The following is a 15,980-nucleotide window of genomic DNA, read 5'->3' on the forward strand; positions in this document are numbered from 1 at the left end:
CAGCGTCTCGTCTCCCCCGAAACTCGCCTGAGAATGCATTGGCGATTCTCGAACCGGGCGAGTGATAGCCGTTGGGATCGAATTCGGTGTCGTATAATCGAAACCCGATTATGAACACGGAAATCGACCGCGAACGCGGCGTCCTCAGCCCCGCGGATCGCGCGTACTTACTCGGCGAACGGGAAATGAGCCACGACCAGTCGAAGCGAAACGCGGAGGCACGGATCAGACGACGGATTCGTGCGGGGATGCTCGACTTCGATCTGTTCTTGCACACGCTGTCCGAGAAGGACCGCCGGCAGGTGTTCGAGGAACCGGCGTCCGACGAGGCGGTAATCGAGGCCGTTCGCGCGATGGTCGCCTTCACTTATCTGGGACTCGAGGAGACGGGCCAGGACTTCGACGCGGTCCTCGAGCCCGCAGTCAGGAGTGCAGAGGAGTACCTCGCGGCGACTCGAGGCGACGAAACCGTCTCGGTGGACGTGACCTTCGACGTCGAGACGACCGTCGAGTCCTCGCTCTCCGGCGTCGTCTCGCGACTCGAGGCCGGCGATCCGGTCACGCCGCGCGAACTATTCACGCTGGTCATGCAGGGCGAGCACGATCCGACGGTCTACGACCGAATCGCCCTCACTACGGCGACCGACGAGGACCGAACGGACGGGTTTCTCGAGCGATTAGCGTCGTACCTCGAGGGCGACTTGCAGCGCGTGACCGACTCGCAGGCGGTTATCGTCCTCGAGTCCGACGATGGGACGACTGACGATCTACAGACGGATTGAACTCGGCGACGCGGGGACGAAACACCTAACACCGCTCCCGGGGCAACGAGTAGGTATGACCGAATACGTCGCAGCCGCTGCAGTTGCGGGCCGTCCTAACGGCGTGTTCGTAGGGCCGCCGTAGGCCCCATCTTCCCTCCCCCGTTTCGACGGATGTATTGTTGCCGACCAGCATTCACCGAACAACGACCGGTATCTCCGATGAACGAACACGCCTGCCACACCGAGACGACGCATCGACGACGCCCTTCGCGGGCGGTGAGAGCATGAGTGCGGACGCGCCCGACCGAGCCGACGACGAGTCTCCCCTCGAGGACGAAGAGCCGACGCTCGAGGGCGGCTACGACCCCGAAGCAGTCGAGAACCGCTGGCAGAACCGGTGGCTCGACGAAGCGGTCTACGCCTACGACGGCGATCCGGGACAGGACCCGAACACGACGTACGCGATCGACACGCCGCCGCCGACGGTTTCGGGCAGCCTGCACATGGGCCACCTCTACGGCTCGACGCTGCAGGACTTCGCCGCCCGGTTCCAACGGATGCACGACGGAAGCGTGCTCTTTCCGTTCGGATACGACGACAACGGCATCGCGAGCGAGCGTCTGACCGAGACCGAACTCGAGATCCGCCACCAGGACTACGAACGCCGCGAGTTTCAGGAACTCTGTCGCGAGGTCTGTGCGGAGTACGAAGCCGAGTTCACGGAGCAGATGCAGAGCCTCGGGACCTCGATCGACTGGTCGCACACGTACAAGACCATCGAGCCCCGCGTCCAGCGCATCTCACAGCTTTCGTTCCTCGATCTCCACGAGAAGGGCCGCGAGTACCGCAAGAAAGCCCCCGCGATCTGGTGTCCCGAGTGCGAGACCGCGATCTCGCAGGTCGAGACCGAAGACGACGAGCGCCACTCGCACTTCAACGATATCGCGTTCGAATTGGCATCCGACGGCGCCGACCGCGAGGAGTTCGTCATCTCGACGACGCGGCCCGAACTCATCCCGGCCTGCGTCTCCGTCTTCGTCCACCCCGACGACGAGGCGAATCAGGACCTCGTCGGCGAAACGGCGCGAATCCCGATCTTCGGCCACGAAGTGCCGATCATCGCGGACGAGCGCGTCGACATGGAGAAAGGTAGCGGCGTCGTAATGTGCTGTACCTTCGGCGACCAAAACGACATCGAGTGGTACCAAGCACACGACCTCCCCCTCCGAGTAGCGATCGACGAATCCGCGACGATGACCGACCTCGCCGGCGACTACGAGGGCATGTCCACCGAGGAGGCCCGCGAGGCCATCGTCGAGGACTTAGACGAGGACGGCTCTCTCCGCGACCGCTGGGAGATCACCCACGCCGTCGGCGTCCACGAGCGCTGTGAGACGCCCGTCGAGTACCGCGTCTCCAAGCAGTGGTACGTCGAGATTCTGGATCACAAAGAGGAGTACCTCGAGGCCGGCCGGGAGATGGAGTGGTACCCCGAGAAGATGTTCACCCGGTACAAACACTGGATCGAGGGCCTCGAGTGGGACTGGCTCATCTCTCGCCAGCGCGACTCGGGAATCCCGTTCCCGGTCTGGTACTGTGGGGAGTGCGACCACGAGATTATGGCGGAAAAGGAGGATCTGCCCGTCGATCCCCTGAGCGACGACGCGCCAGTCGACGCCTGTCCGGAGTGTGGTCACGACGAATTCGAGCCCGAAGAGGACGTCTTCGACACGTGGGCGACCTCCTCGCTGACGCCGCTCATCAACGCCGGCTGGGACTGGGACCCCGACGCCGACGGCGGCGACGGCGAATTCACGATGGCAAACCCGGAGCTCTATCCCTTCGATCTCCGGCCACAGGGCCACGACATCATCTCTTTCTGGCTGTTCCACACCATCGTCAAGTGCTACGAGCACACGGGCGAGGTGCCCTTCGACGCGACGCTGATCAACGGCCACGTGCTCGACGAAAACCGCGAGAAGATGTCCAAATCGCGGGGCAACGTCGTCGATCCGAACGACGTGCTCTCGGAGTACCCCGTCGACGCCGTCCGATTCTGGGCGGCCAGCGCCGCCGTCGGCGACGACTTTCCCTATCAGGAGAAGGACCTCCGTGCGGGGGAGAAGCTCCTGCGAAAGCTCTGGAACGCCTCGAAACTCGTCGACACCCTCGCGCCCGCCGACCCCGACGAACCCCCGGAACTCGAGGCGATCGACCGCTGGCTACTCGCCGAACTCGACGACGCAATCGAGGAGCTCACGGCCCAACTCGAGGAGTACGAGTTCGCGAAGGCTCGCGACCGACTCAGAACCTTCTTCTGGAACACGTTCTGTGACGATTACTTAGAGATCGCGAAAGGCCGCGAAGACAACCCCTCGACGCAGTACGCGCTGCGAACCGCACACCGAACCTTCCTCGAGCTGTGGGCGCCGTTCTTGCCCCACGTCACCGAGGAGATCTGGCAGGCCGTCTATAGCGACGATTCCGACGAACTGGAGGCAAACAGCATCCACACCCGCGAGTGGCCGCGTCCACAGGGCTACGAGGCAGACCTCGAGGCTGGCGAGACGGCGACGGAAGTCATCTCCGCGCTTCGTCGGTACAAGAGCGAGAAGCAGTTGCCGCTCAACGCCGACCTCGAGTCGGTGTCGGTCTACGGCCCCGTCGAGGGCTTCGAGGACGCCATCCAGAACGTGATGCACGTCCAGGAGTTGACGCTGCTCGAGGACGAACCCGAAGTGACGACCGAAGTCGCCTCGATCGACCTCGATTACTCGACGCTCGGGCCGAAGTTCGGCTCGAAAGTTGGAGACATCGACGCCGGGATCGAGAGCGGCGAGTACGAGATCGACGAGAGCGAGGACGTCCTGCGCGTTGCTGGCGAGGAACTCGAGAGCGACCTGTTCGAGGTCTCCCTCGAGCGAACCTACTCGGGCGAGGGTGAGATGATCGAGACCGAGTCAGCGGTCGTCGTCGTCGAGTAAGTTCCGATCGCGGTTTTACCTTGGCGAGCCTATTTATTGGTCCGCAATAATGTTCGCGTATGTCTGCTCCGACTCGCCGGAGACTGCTCGCTGCGGCCAGTATCGGTGCCCTCGCGGGCTGTATCGAGGGAATGGAACCAAGTAGCGGATCGTCCGACGACCCCGAATCAGACGACCCCGGATCGGACGGCGCACCGACGTCCTCGAGTCCGCCCGGGGACACCGAACCCGACTCCTGTCCGACCTACGGCGACAACGTTGACCGAGTCGTTTGCTACGACGACGTCGACGATGCCGAAACCGTTCTCGAGCCCGACGATCGGTGCGTCGAGGACGGTGGCTCGATCGCGTTTACGCTCGAGAACGGCTCCGACGAGCGTCTACAGACCAACTTCTACAACTGGCGGATAGACAAGTACGTCGACGACGAGTGGTACCGCGTCGCCCCGATGGAGCACAACGATCCCCTGATGTCGATCGAACCGGGCGAGAGCCACACCTGGACCGTGACCGTCGATCAATCGGGGGACGACGACGGAGAATTACCAGTCGGAAGTGGCGGGACTGAAGAGCTGACGCTCTCGGCCGTCGGAGCCGGAACGTACGCGTTCCGCGCTCGCGGCTGGTTCGACGGCGACTCACACGAGGAGTCGTTCGCGTTCGCGAGCACGTTCGACTTCGAGGGCGATCGCCTCGAGTTGACGCCCTCGGACGCGATTTCGGACACCGAGTGGGAGGACGACGTCCTCGTCGCTCACTCGACGCGGGGCGACCCGGACGACGACAACCACCGACTGGGTGCGTTCGACCTCGAGCGCGTCTCCGAATCCGAGGTGGGGACGGGCGACGGAGGAGACGAGAGACCGGAGTCGGTGATCACCGAACAACTGTTCCGACAGCCCCGGCTTCGGGACGTGATCGCGCTCTCGATCGAGAACGACGCCGACGACGTTCGACTCGAGGAGTACGACGCGACGCGGCCGATATTCGGCGCGCAATCGGACGGCCGCTACGAGTTTCAGGGAGAGTACTATCGGATTTCGACGCGGGAACTCGAGGAGTGACTGGCTACAGCGTCGATTGGGACCACGTTGAGGGTGTCATAGAACAGTTAGCATACCTTGCTCTGGTGATCTCGGGAAGCGATAAGTACAGGTGATACAGGTATCACTACAAGATAGGCAATTAGTGAGATTACGAGAGTTTCTTTCATTGTTCTGATCACACTGTTGGGATGACTACAAGAGTCGGTAACCGTTAATCGTCCTGTTCGTAGAACACAGCGGCTGCGTCGTCGTTCCGAGTTACGTAAGCGGCGGATTCAAACTCGTCGTCGCCTTCGTACCGTGGTAGCTCTTCAATTTGATTGATTGTCTCTTCTCGTTCTTCTTCGTCGTCGAGTCGCTGTGTCGCAGTATTGTTTGTCTCAATCGCTTCGACGACAACTGACTCTATAGGGCCGCCAATTTCCGGGTCTTCAACGCTCGTCGTCTCCGACTCAGGCGGCGCAGTATCGTACGGACGGGCAACGACACGGGTAACACGACTGTCGTCATCGTCATTGTTTCCGAGACAGCCTGCAAGAACCAATGATGTGGCACAGCCGCTCCCGGCAAGGAACTTTCGACGATTCATATCCTAGCCTTTCCGGTAGAATGGTAAATGTTTTTATTAAACTAAAACCGCTCTTTGTTCTGTCCCGTTCTCGCTCAGTGCGCAGAACTACTTATCGGCGTGTTCACAGTAGGAACGGATAAAATCAACACCGTGGAAAGCGTTCTATGACGCCCTCACCACGTTAATTAGAGACGGGACGAGACCGGACTCGATTGACCGCCACGCCTTCTTCTTCCCACGTCGCCGTCGCGGTTACTCGATCGCCGTCGATATCGACGGACCGGTTCGCTCCGGTGGTGCCGAGTGTTTCCTCGAGCGTCGCTTCGTCCGGGTCGTCGATAATCGCTGCAAAGTTGCCGGTGGACGTCCCTTCGCCCTCGACGGTGAGCGACGAAACGATGCTCTCGGCGTCCTCGAGTCCCTCGAACGAAAAATCGACGAACGCGCCGTTTCCGTCCGTTTGGGCACCTCCTCCGACCTGACCGACGACGGCGTCGCCGCCACCGGCGCTCGCGGCGGTCCACTCGAACGTCTCGGATTCGTCCGTCGCTCGCTCGCCGTCTCCCTCCGACGCGTCGATGGTCGTCTCGAGTGCGGCCAGCGGATCACCAGCGTCGGCGACTACGAACGCGTCGCTACCGACGGCGATCGCAGCCTCCACACTCCCCTCGACCGGTGTGTACACGTCGTAGCCGCTGATCTCGTCCGTCCGCTCGAGTTGCCTGATGAATTCGGCCTCCGGGTCGGCGGTGAGACGCTCGTCGATTTCCGCGGGCTCGATTGAACCGATCACGACGAACGTCTCGGGTGTTTGCACCAGGTCCGAAACGCTCGAGTCGAACGCGTCGTCGTCGTCGAGAATCCCGCCGAGTCGGTACTGGCCGAGATCGAGCCCGACGAAGAAGTACGTCGAAAGTGCCCCTTCCGAAACGGGCGCGATCATCGGGTCGGCTTCGTACTCCGCTGGGACCTCGTCGTCCGGCTCAGCCTCCGCGAGTTCGTCACCGACGTAGTCGTCGATCGTCGCCCAATCCAGGGAGGCGAACTCGAGTGCGCCGTCCTCGAGCGCGAGCCACTCGGTGTACGCGGGTAGCTCCTCGCCACCCTCCTGTGTGGCGACCGTGAGGGACCCTGTGGTCCCGACGGTTGCCGCCGTCGCCGTCGCCGTCGCAGCCGCGAACTCGAGCACGTCCCGTCGCTTCGGTGTCATGTGTGGACAGTACGCCGTTTACATCGATATAGCCCGTCCCTGCGTTCGTCACCGGTTGCGTGTCGGACCGACTGCGAAACGACGGTCGGATCAGATGTCTCGGCGCGTAAAGACGACGATGGCGACGGCGAGCAGGGCGAGAAACGCCGCCAGTAAGATCCCGGCGTCGAGAAACGCGTACTCCTCGTGAACGAGTATCTCCGTCTCGTCGTAGTACCGACTGGGCGTGACGGTACCGATCCACTCGTAGTCCGGATCCACCCTCGAGATACCGTCGACAAGCCACAGGACGAAGACCAGACCCAACGACGCCGCTCTGGCGGTCCGCACGTGGTCGAGGAGCACCGACAACACGAGTCCGATCCCGGCACAGACCAGCAGGTACGGCACCGAGAGCAGGTGCACCATCGCGAGCGCGACGGGGTCGAACGTCTCGCCGATGAGCAACGCGCCGAGGAAGACGATGACCGGGACTCCGACGTTCAACGCGACCAAGGGCACCCATAAGGCGGCAACCTTCTGGAGGACGACCGACTCTCGGGAGATCGGATTCGAGAGCGTGAGGTCCATCTTCCGGGCTCGAAGGTCACTCACGATCAAGCCAGCGCCGACGTACGCGAAGTAAATGGCGACGAGGAGCGACCAGAAAAAGGAGTAAATCTCGGCGGCGATGAACCCCTCGATCGTGTGGAGTTCTTCGATTCCGAACATGTCGAACATGAACCCCGGGAACGCCTCCTCGAGCACGTCCATCTCCGCTTGAATGCCGGGAAACATCGAGAAGTAAAACGCCGACAGCACGGCGAAGACGGCGACGAGGACGAGCGAACTCCGAACCCGCTTTCTGGACTCGACGCGGAGGATGGCAGTCATGGGGAGACCTCCTGTGAGCCGAGCGCGCGATGTTCGAGTTGCATCTCAGATATCCCTCCGGACGAAGACGGCGATAGCACCGCCGAGCAAGACGAGAAACGCCGCCAGTAAGATCCCGGCGTCGAGAAACGCGTACTCTTCGTGGACGAGAATCGCCGTTGGGTCGTAGTATCGACTCGGAGTCAATTCGCCAACCCACTCGAAATCCGGGTTCATGTGGGACAGACCGTCGATCAGCCAGAGGACGAACACCAGCCCGAATGCAGTGGCTTGCGCACTCTCGACTCGATCGAAGATCACGGAGAGTACGATACCGATCCCGGCACAGACTAACAGGTACGGAATACCGAGCGCGAGCGCCATCACGAGCGCGACGGGATCGAGCGACTCCTCGAGCACCCTCGCCCCGACGAGGAGGGCGGCCAGTAGCCCGCCGTTTAGCGCGACCAGGGGGACCCACAGTGCGGCGACTTTCTGGAGGACGACCGACTCACGAGAGACCGGCGTCGAGAGCGTGAGATCCATCCGACGCGTGCGGATGTCCCGCGAGATCATTCCCGCGGCGACGTACGCGAAGTAGATGCCGGCGAGGAGGACCCAGACGAACGGAAAGATGTAGCCGCCCAGAAAGCCCTCGATCGTGTGCAACTCCTCGATACCCAGTAACTCGAGCACGTACTCCGGATAGATCTCCTCGAACAGTTCGGCCTCCTCCTGGATACTCGGGAAGACGACGAGGAAGAACGCCGAGAGCACGACGAGCAAGCCGGTCAGGGTGAGCGTTCCGCGGACGAGCCGTCCCGACTCGTTACGAAGGATGGCCGTCATCCCGTTTCCTCGGATCCCGCGCCGTAGTAGTGCTTGAAGATATCGTCCAGTTGCGGATCGCCGATGTCGACGTCTTCGATGTCGAATTGGACGAGGTGCTCGAGCAACGCGGCGGATTCGCCGGTGTAGGTGAACCGAACCGTCCTGTCGACGACGTCTACGTCGATCATCTCCGGCGTAGTAAAGCGCTCCGCCTCCACCGGTTCCCCAAGCTGGACTCGAACGTCTTTTCCGCCCCTTCGGAGCAAATCGTCGATCTCCTCGAGTGCAACCACCTCCCCATCGCGGATGATACCGACGCGGTCGCAGACGCGCTGGACCTCGCTCAGGACGTGCGAGGAGAAGAAGATGGTCGTCCCGGCGTCGCGTTCGTCCTCGAGAAACAGGTGCATTCGGTCCTGTTTGAGCGGGTCCAACCCGGATGTTGGCTCGTCCATGATAACCAGGTCCGGATCGTGCATAAACGCCTGCACGATGCCGAGCATGCGTCGATTTCCGTGCGAGTAGGTTTCGACCGGCTTCTCGAGTGGCGGCCGAAACAACTCTAAGAGTTCCTCCCGGCGGTCGTCCCCGCGCATCCGGGCGAAGTAGTCGAGGACCTGCTTCCCCGTCAGTCGTTCCTCGAACCCGAGGGTGTCCGGGAGATAGCCGACGTTTCGCTTCACGTCGGTGAGCGCCCGCCGATCCCGAATATCCGCACCGAGAACCGTCGCCGTTCCCGCCGTCGGAGAGATGAGTCCGAGCAGTAGTCGAATAGTCGTCGTCTTCCCCGCGCCGTTTGGGCCCAGATAGCCGAATATCTCGCCGGCCCCGACCTCGAAGGTTACCTGATCGTTCGCGGTGACGTCGCCGTAGCGTTTGGTGAGTCCCTCGAGGCTGATAACCGTATTTTCGGGAGTCGAATCGGCGTCGACGACATTGCTATCGGTCTCAGTCTCAGTGCGCATGGCTCATCACGGTTCGGTGGGACACTGCGGCGTCGAGCGGACGCGTCACACAGGGGTGTCGACACCTCGAGTCGGTATAAATCGCGTCCCCCTTCGAGCAGACAGTCGTCTCGAGGTGGCTGTTTCGTGGAGTCGATTACGCAGTCTTAACGCTCGAAACGGTCGCTCGTTCGTTACTGGGCCAGACGGGAGGACGAGGACGAGTTCACCCGCCCCCGGGGTCAGTTCCAGCAGTTTCACCGCCGGTCCGACCGACTTCGGCTCGCTCGCACTTCTTCACTCGAGTCGCGAGCGCGAGAAAGAGCGCGAGCAGGGTGAACGTCACCTCGCCGGCGGCGATGACGCCGAGGGCGTCCGCCTCGAGAAACATGGCCGTCTCTCGCTCCACGGGAATCGTCGTGTGGTGGGGGTCGCCGACGACGGGGATGAAGTAGTCGACGATCAGGTTGCTCGCGTACCAAGCGAGTGCGACGGCGACGCCCCAGACGGGAAAGTCGGTAATTCGGTGGAGGACGAACGCCTGGACGACCATCGCGAGGTGACTCCAGAAGAGAAACTGGAACATCAGCGGGTGAAGGTAGGCGTAGGAGTCGGAGAAGACGAGCAAGGTGTAGGGCGTCCAGAGCCCGAGGATGACGTTTCCGAAGAACGCGAGCGCGGTCAGCCACGGCAGTTCGTGCCCGAGTTTCCAGGCGGCGATGGCGAGGGCGATCAACAGCGTCGCCATCGGGCTGTCGGGCACCCAGGGCCACATCACCGTCGCCGTCTCCGCGAACTGTCCGGAGTAGTACCAGAAGCCAAAGGCCGTCCCGACGAGGTTGATCGCGACGACGAGCCACGCGAACCGGAGGCCGAGATCCTCGAGCAGTTTCGGCACGGGGGCGAGATACCTCGGCAGCGGATCGCGCTCGGGTAACCGACTCGTCTCGAACATCGTTCACCTGACGTGATGGTCGTCACTCGCAAAACAGTAGCGGTTGTCCGACCCGTCTCGAGCGTCGATTCTCAACCCGAGTGACCTGTTACCACGCGAACTGATCCCGATTCGAACGGACATGTGTAAGTGCGGTGGGTTCGAACCACCGGCCATGACTGGAACCGAAACCGATCTCGAGGAACTGCGACGCGGGACCGACCTGATCAAGCGCGGATTCGCACAGATGCAAAAAGGCGGCGTCATCATGGACGTCGTCAACCCCGAACAGGCGCGGATCGCCGAGGACGCCGGCGCGGTTGCCGTAATGGCCCTCGAGGCCGTCCCCGCAGATATCCGCAAACGCGGCGGGGTTGCCCGGATGGCAGATCCCGCTGACGTCGCGGAGATCGTCGAAGAAGTCTCCATTCCGGTGATGGGGAAGGCCCGGATCGGCCACACGAAAGAAGCCCAGATTCTCGAGTCCGTCGGCGTCGACATGATCGACGAGAGTGAGGTGCTGACGCCCGCCGACGACGCCTACCACATCGACAAACGCGACTTCACGGCGCCGTTCGTCTGTGGCGCACGCAACCTCGGCGAAGCCCTGCGCCGGATCAACGAGGGCGCGGCGATGATCCGAACGAAGGGCGAAGCCGGCACCGGCGACGTCAATCAGGCCGTCCACCACCAGCGCACGATCAAGGGAGCCATCCGCGAACTCGAGGGCATGACCCACGAAGAGCGCGAAGCCTACGCTCGAGAGATCGAAGCCCCAGCCGAGTTAGTCCACGAGACCGCAGAGATGGGGCGTCTCCCCGTCGTCAACTTCGCTGCAGGCGGCATCGCGACGCCCGCCGACGCCGCGCTCATGATGCACCACGAGTGCGACGGCATCTTCGTCGGCAGCGGGATCTTCGGCGCAGAGAACCCGCCCGTGATGGGCGAGGCCATCGTCGAAGCCGTGAACAACTGGGACGACGCCGACGCCCTCGCAGACATTTCGAAGAACCTCGGCAAGGGCATGAAAGGCGACGCGAACGTCGACCTCCCCGAGGAGGAGAAACTGCAAGGTCGCGGCGTCTAACACCGATTCCACACTCTCTGTCCGCCTCGTACTGTCGTCGATCTCTCAACCCGACTGTTCACCGATTCTCACGCTCGAGAGCATTCCCCCTCAACGACGCCACAGAACCATCGCACAGTAAAAGCCGAGATACGTCACCAGCGACCCGAGGACGAACGACAACACGCTCGAGGGAGCAACGACCGCGCCGGCGGCGACACCGCCGAGTGCGAGGACGACGCTACCGACCTGAACGACCGGTCGTTCCCAGTATTCGCGAACCGTTTGTGGGTCGCGATACGCGAGGAGTTCGAAACCGATTGTTCCGAGTCCCCCGACGAGCGCGGCGAACACCGACAGCGATGCGTCGACGAGCACGAACACGAACACGAAACTGGCGACGGCGAGAACGAAAAGCGCGAGGATGGCGTCCATCAGGGTCCCCATCAGATGTTCGTGATTCCTATAGACGGTCGTGACACCGATAGCTGCTCGTAATGCCACTAAATTGGTCGGTCGTATGCGTACTCGGTCGCAGGCGTCTAGTCCCGGTATAGCCGCGCGCCGTCGCCGATCCGCGTCTGGTAGGCTCGACTGGTCACACCGAGCGCGTCGAACGCGTCGACCATCGCGCCGGCAACGTCGCGCTGGTCACGTTCCTCACAGACGGCGAGGATTCCCGGACCCGCTCCGCTGACGGTGACGCCAGTCGCACCGGCCTCGAGGGCCGCTTCGTGGACGCGATCGTAGCCGTCGATTAAGGCGCTGCGCTTTGGCGTCACGATCGCGTCGTTCATCCCGCGACCGACTAGTTCGGGATCGTTTTGCGTCATTCCGACGGTGAGCGTCGCCGCGTTTCCGACGGTCTCGACGACGTCCTCGAGTGCGGCCGAGTCGGGAACGACACCCCGCGCGTCGCGCGTAGACACTGATTGATCAGGCAGGCAGACGACGACGGGAATCGAGGTATCGACTTGCGTGACGTGGTCGCCGGAGACGATGGTGAAGCCGCCCAGCAGCGAGGGAGCGACGTTGTCCGAGTGAGCCTCACCGGAAACGAGCGCTTCACCCTCCGCAGCGATCGGCACGAGTTCCGTCCGTGAGAGCCCGCGGTCGTAGAGTGCGTTGAGCGCCAGCGCCGCCCCGGCAGCGCTCGCTGCGGACGAACCGAGACCCGAGGACGGGCGAATTCCCTTATCGATCTCGATGTGTGCCGGTGCGTCGAGGGCCTCAGCGACCGCTCCGACGGTGTTCTTGTTCGGATCTTCCGGAATGTACTGGCTGCCGGCACCCGTGACGGTAATTCGCGTTTCCGACGCGCGTTCGACCCGGACGACGTCGGCGGGCGTCTCGAGGGCAACACCAAACACGTCGAACCCACTCCCGAGATTCGCACTCGTCGCAGGTGCCCGCACGGTGAGCATGCCGAGTGCTTCCGAGAGTGCAGGCAAAAAGGTAGCGGACCGAGACGACCGTTCGGACCATCTCGGTTCGAGCGGCGACGTTACGTGTCGTCTGGCTCGCCGAACGTGAATACGTCGTCTTCGCCGTCTTCGGCGTCTTCGTCCGCGTTTTCGGCGGCCGCCTCACTGTCGCCGGCAGCGGCTTCGTCGTCTCCGCTGAAGTCGATCGCGTCGGCGTCGGTCGCCGCTGCGCCCGACGTTTGCTCGTCATCGTCGTCTTCCGGTTCACCCGCTGCGAACGGCACCGCTTCTGGCGTGTCGTCGTCTTCGCCGTCAGCCTCCGACTCGAGCGGCGTCGCAGCCGATGGGTCGGTGCTCGTCCCCGTCTCGTCCACAGCAGTGTCGCCCGTGGAACCCGACTCCGCGTGGTCGTCGAGTCCAAGGATATCCTCGGCAGCGAGTTCCGAGCCGTCACCGGTCGGCGCTTTTGGATCAGCGACTGGTCCATCCTGTGTCTCGCTCGCCGGTACCCGTTCGTCCTGCGTGTCGGGTTCGACGGACTCGGTCTCGAGCGTGTCGGGACTCGAGGCTGGTTCGACTGGCGTCGTGGTCGTCTCACTCCCAGTGACCACCTCGCCCGTGTCAGCGTCTCGAGCCGGCGCGTCACCGCTCGTCTTGGCGTCTCGAGTCGGCGCGTCGCTCGCAGGCTCCGGTTCTGGTTCTGCCGGTTCAATCGGTGCGTCACTCACTTCCGCCGGCGCGTGATCCGCAGGTTCCGTCGCCTGTTTCGGCTCGGACACTGCCGCGGTAGCGGATTGTGAGTCCTCGGCTGGCACCGCATCGTCCGCCTCATCCGTGACAGTTTCTGACGAATCGAACGTGATGCTCTGCCCGCCGCGGTGATCGTCCGACGGCGGCTGGCCGTCGTCGTCATCCTCGGCGTCGAACGCCGGCGGCTCGGAATCGTCGTCGTCCGAGTCGTCGAACGTGTCCTCGAGGTCGGCCCGCGCTGCGTCGGTCTCGAATCGATCGAGCGCCTCGGAGAGTTCGGCGGCCTGCCCGGAGAGGTTCGACGCGGATTCCGTCACTTCCGTCAGCGCCGTCGTCTGCTCTTCGGCGGCAGCAGCGACGTTCTCCGCCTCGGAGGTCGTCTCCTCGGAGACGGTTGCCGCGTCGTCGACCATCGCGACGACTTCCTGCGTCGAGGCGGCTTGCTCTTCGGTCGCGGCGGAGATTTCCTGGACGCCGACGTTGGTCTCCTGGGCGAGGCTGGTAATCTGCTCGAGCGCCTCGACGGCTTCTTCGACCTGCTCGCCGGCACTTTCGATGTTGGTGCTCGTCCCTTCGACTTCGTCCGCGGACTGTTCGGTTCGCTCGCGAATCGCCTCGAGGCGATCCTCCGCTTCGTCGGCGGCTTCTGCAACGTCTTCGGAGAGTGCCTTGACTTCCTTTGCGACCACGGAGAACCCTTCGTCGTCGCTGCCACTCGCGGAGCGAGAGGCCTCGATGTTCGCGTTGAGCGCCAGCATGTTCGTCTGGCGCGCGATTTCGGAAATCGTCGCGATCAGTTCGTCGATCTGTTGGACTTCCTGCTCGAGGCGGCGGATTTCGTCGACGGCATCTCCCGCTTCGGTTTCGATTTCGTTCATCGCCTCGATCGCCTCCTGTGCGGCTTCCTGCCCGCCCTGTCCGGTGTTGACCGTCCGTTCGGCGATATCTGCGACCTCGTTCGAGGAGGCGGCGATCTCTTCGGTCGTGGTCGAGAGCGCGCTCATCTCCTGGTTGACCGACTGCAGCGACTGATTCTGTCGCTCGGCACCGTCGGAAATCTCCTGAATCGACTCGGTGACCTGCTGGGAGGCCGAACGCACCTCCTCGCTCGAGGCCGTCACTTGCTCGGAAGCGGTCGCGACGTCGGTCGCGAACCGGTTGAGTCCGGCGACCGTTTCCTCGATTTCCTCGAGCATCTGGTTGAACTCGGAGCCGATCTCTTCCATCGCCTCGTTGTCGCTTTCGGCGTCCATGCGAGCGGTCAGGTCGCCGTCGGCGGCGGCTTCCATGACGTCGCTGTACTCGTCGGCTTTCCGCTCGAGTTGGTCGTTGATTCGCTCGACGCGCTTGCGTTCTTGCTCAGCCTCTTCGCGAGCCGATTCGGCCTCTTCGATCTGCTCTCTGAGCGCGACGCGCATCGAGTCGAAGCCGTTGTAGAGTCGGCCGATGTTGTCGACGCGTTTGGTCTCGAGGTCGACGTCGAGATTCCCGTCTTCCATCTTGCCTGCTTTGCCGGTGAGTCGGTCGATCGAGACGGCGGTGTTGCGCCCGAGGACGGCACCGATGAGTCCGATCATGAGCACGCCGGCGAGCGTAGCGATGTATCCCCAGTCGTTGACCGTGTTGACGAAGCCGTAGGCCTCGCTTTCGGGTTCGTGGGTGACGACGACCCAGTCGGTTCCCATCACGCGTGCCGAACTCACGACGTAGTCGTCGTCTTCGATCTCGTAGGCGTTGTTATCGAAGTTCAGTTCGGAGCCGTCGACTTCGTGCGTGCCGGCGCCCTCGGTTCGGGCCGGATCGACGATTGCGCCAATGTCACCGCCGTATTCGTCGCCGAGCGTCTCGTGGTCGCCGCCGTAGTCGGCATTGTCCATCATCAGCTCGTCGTTCCCGTCGAGAACCGTCGTGGTAACGCCGCTGTCGTCGTCGAGGGTGTTCGCGTGCGCCTCGACTTCTGCCGTGTAGACGATCGCGCGGTCGTCTTCGTTCGGCACGGACTGGACGTACGTCATGACGGCGACCTCCTCGTCACCGAGGTCACGATCGACGGTGTACGGTTCCGAAACCCACGGCACTTCTTCCGGGTGGCTCTCGTCTGCCTCACCGTGTGCGATGTCGTACGCTTCCTCCGGGACGCCTTCGATATCCTCGGCCGCTGCCGTGTCGGCGTCGAGGTCGGTGCTCGCGAGAACATCGTCGTCGTCGGTATCGACGTAACTTATCGCGTGCGTGTCCGCATCGAGATGCTCTTCCCAGTCGAGGAATCGTTCTTCGATCGCAGCTGATTCGTCGCTCGCGACGACGTCAGACCAGGCGATCACCCCGATGGTGTGCTCGTTTTGCTCGTTCCACATCTGGAGGTTCTGTGCTTCCTGGTCGGCGAACGACGTGTGATCGTCCTGGACCCGATCTTCTACCTGGTCGGTGATTCCTGCAGTCGCGACGAATCCAACCAATCCGACACCCAGACCGAGTACCAACAACACGATCCCGAACTTGACCGCGTATCGACGGCGGATCGCGGATGGCACCAATCGTCGAAAGACGTCCATAGATATTGTACGGGTACGAGTGTCCCTACATAAATTGTCAGTCACAGTT

At 62.7% G+C, this 15,980-nt stretch carries 13 protein-coding genes; 4 read left to right on the forward strand and 9 right to left on the reverse strand.

The features are described 5' to 3' along the window. The first annotated feature begins 110 nt into the window (after positions 1-110). The 3 genes from BB347_RS00075 to BB347_RS00085 all read left to right on the forward strand — a co-directional run bounded on the left by BB347_RS00075 (position 111) and on the right by BB347_RS00085 (position 4,812). Positions 111-782, forward strand: coding sequence for a hypothetical protein (locus tag BB347_RS00075; protein WP_076579712.1), 672 nt, complete (start codon positions 111-113; stop codon positions 780-782). Between the two features lie 158 nt (positions 783-940). Further along, positions 941-3,748, forward strand: coding sequence for a valine--tRNA ligase (locus tag BB347_RS00080; RefSeq protein WP_139326968.1), 2,808 nt, complete (start codon positions 941-943; stop codon positions 3,746-3,748). Positions 3,749-3,807: 59 nt separating this feature from the next. Further along, the gene (locus BB347_RS00085; protein ID WP_076579708.1) at positions 3,808-4,812 is read left to right on the forward strand and encodes an immunoglobulin-like domain-containing protein; all 1,005 of its coding nucleotides are present in this window, start codon (positions 3,808-3,810) and stop codon (positions 4,810-4,812) included. Positions 4,813-5,005: 193 nt separating this feature from the next. On the opposite strand, the gene BB347_RS00090 is transcribed toward BB347_RS00085, so the two are convergent. From BB347_RS00090 to BB347_RS00115, 6 genes are all read right to left on the reverse strand, one after another. Then, positions 5,006-5,383, reverse strand: a complete 378-nt coding sequence (locus tag BB347_RS00090; protein ID WP_139326967.1) for a hypothetical protein — start codon at positions 5,381-5,383, stop codon at positions 5,006-5,008. 163 nt (positions 5,384-5,546) lie between these two features. Further along, positions 5,547-6,575: a hypothetical protein gene (locus BB347_RS00095; protein ID WP_076579704.1), complete on the reverse strand. Its 1,029-nt coding sequence runs from the start codon at positions 6,573-6,575 to the stop codon at positions 5,547-5,549. A gap of 90 nt (positions 6,576-6,665) precedes the next feature. Then, the gene (locus tag BB347_RS00100) at positions 6,666-7,448 is read right to left on the reverse strand and encodes an ABC transporter permease (RefSeq protein ID WP_076579702.1); all 783 of its coding nucleotides are present in this window, start codon (positions 7,446-7,448) and stop codon (positions 6,666-6,668) included. Between the two features lie 45 nt (positions 7,449-7,493). Further along, positions 7,494-8,276, reverse strand: a complete 783-nt coding sequence (locus BB347_RS00105) for an ABC transporter permease subunit (RefSeq protein ID WP_076579700.1) — start codon at positions 8,274-8,276, stop codon at positions 7,494-7,496. Then, the gene (locus BB347_RS00110; protein ID WP_076579698.1) at positions 8,273-9,223 is read right to left on the reverse strand and encodes an ABC transporter ATP-binding protein; all 951 of its coding nucleotides are present in this window, start codon (positions 9,221-9,223) and stop codon (positions 8,273-8,275) included. Before BB347_RS00110 ends, BB347_RS00105 begins: the two co-directional genes overlap by 4 nt. Positions 9,224-9,428: 205 nt before the next feature. Next, complete coding sequence (locus BB347_RS00115; protein ID WP_076579696.1) at positions 9,429-10,157, reverse strand: DUF1405 domain-containing protein; 729 nt, start codon at positions 10,155-10,157, stop codon at positions 9,429-9,431. Positions 10,158-10,311: 154 nt separating this feature from the next. Here BB347_RS00115 and pdxS point away from each other — a divergent pair, with 154 nt between their 5' ends. Further along, entirely contained in the window at positions 10,312-11,223 is a 912-nt protein-coding gene (gene pdxS / locus BB347_RS00120) for a pyridoxal 5'-phosphate synthase lyase subunit PdxS (RefSeq protein WP_076580210.1), read from the forward strand. Positions 11,224-11,313: 90 nt separating this feature from the next. Here pdxS and BB347_RS00125 read toward each other — a convergent pair whose 3' ends face one another. From BB347_RS00125 to BB347_RS00135, 3 genes are all read right to left on the reverse strand, one after another. Further along, a complete protein-coding gene (locus tag BB347_RS00125; protein WP_076579694.1) occupies positions 11,314-11,649 on the reverse strand; it encodes a hypothetical protein in 336 nt (111 codons plus the stop codon). A 95-nt stretch (positions 11,650-11,744) separates the two neighbouring features. Continuing rightward, positions 11,745-12,626: a homoserine kinase gene (locus tag BB347_RS00130; protein WP_076579692.1), complete on the reverse strand. Its 882-nt coding sequence runs from the start codon at positions 12,624-12,626 to the stop codon at positions 11,745-11,747. 80 nt (positions 12,627-12,706) lie between these two features. After that, positions 12,707-15,931 carry a methyl-accepting chemotaxis protein gene (locus tag BB347_RS00135; RefSeq protein ID WP_076579690.1) on the reverse strand — a complete coding sequence of 1,075 codons (3,225 nt, stop codon included), beginning with the start codon at positions 15,929-15,931 and terminating at the stop codon, positions 12,707-12,709. Positions 15,932-15,980: the final 49 nt, after the last annotated feature.

It is taken from the genome of Natronorubrum daqingense, from assembly GCF_001971705.1.
Taxonomy (GTDB): domain Archaea; phylum Halobacteriota; class Halobacteria; order Halobacteriales; family Natrialbaceae; genus Natronorubrum; species Natronorubrum daqingense.

Bases quoted from the DNA above. Each gene is read 5' to 3' on its own strand.
- BB347_RS00075 (WP_076579712.1), top strand. From the start codon at position 111: ATGAACACGGAAATCGACCGCGAACGCGGCGTCCTCAGCCCCGCGGAT.
- BB347_RS00085 (WP_076579708.1), top strand. From the start codon at position 3,808: ATGTCTGCTCCGACTCGCCGGAGACTGCTCGCTGCGGCCAGTATCGGT.
- BB347_RS00090 (WP_139326967.1), bottom strand. From the start codon at position 5,383: ATGAATCGTCGAAAGTTCCTTGCCGGGAGCGGCTGTGCCACATCATTG.
- BB347_RS00095 (WP_076579704.1), bottom strand. From the start codon at position 6,575: ATGACACCGAAGCGACGGGACGTGCTCGAGTTCGCGGCTGCGACGGCG.
- BB347_RS00100 (WP_076579702.1), bottom strand. From the start codon at position 7,448: ATGACTGCCATCCTCCGCGTCGAGTCCAGAAAGCGGGTTCGGAGTTCG.
- BB347_RS00105 (WP_076579700.1), bottom strand. From the start codon at position 8,276: ATGACGGCCATCCTTCGTAACGAGTCGGGACGGCTCGTCCGCGGAACG.
- BB347_RS00110 (WP_076579698.1), bottom strand. From the start codon at position 9,223: ATGCGCACTGAGACTGAGACCGATAGCAATGTCGTCGACGCCGATTCG.
- BB347_RS00115 (WP_076579696.1), bottom strand. From the start codon at position 10,157: ATGTTCGAGACGAGTCGGTTACCCGAGCGCGATCCGCTGCCGAGGTAT.
- pdxS (WP_076580210.1), top strand. From the start codon at position 10,312: ATGACTGGAACCGAAACCGATCTCGAGGAACTGCGACGCGGGACCGAC.
- BB347_RS00125 (WP_076579694.1), bottom strand. From the start codon at position 11,649: ATGGGGACCCTGATGGACGCCATCCTCGCGCTTTTCGTTCTCGCCGTC.
- BB347_RS00130 (WP_076579692.1), bottom strand. From the start codon at position 12,626: ATGCTCACCGTGCGGGCACCTGCGACGAGTGCGAATCTCGGGAGTGGG.
- BB347_RS00135 (WP_076579690.1), bottom strand. From the start codon at position 15,931: ATGGACGTCTTTCGACGATTGGTGCCATCCGCGATCCGCCGTCGATAC.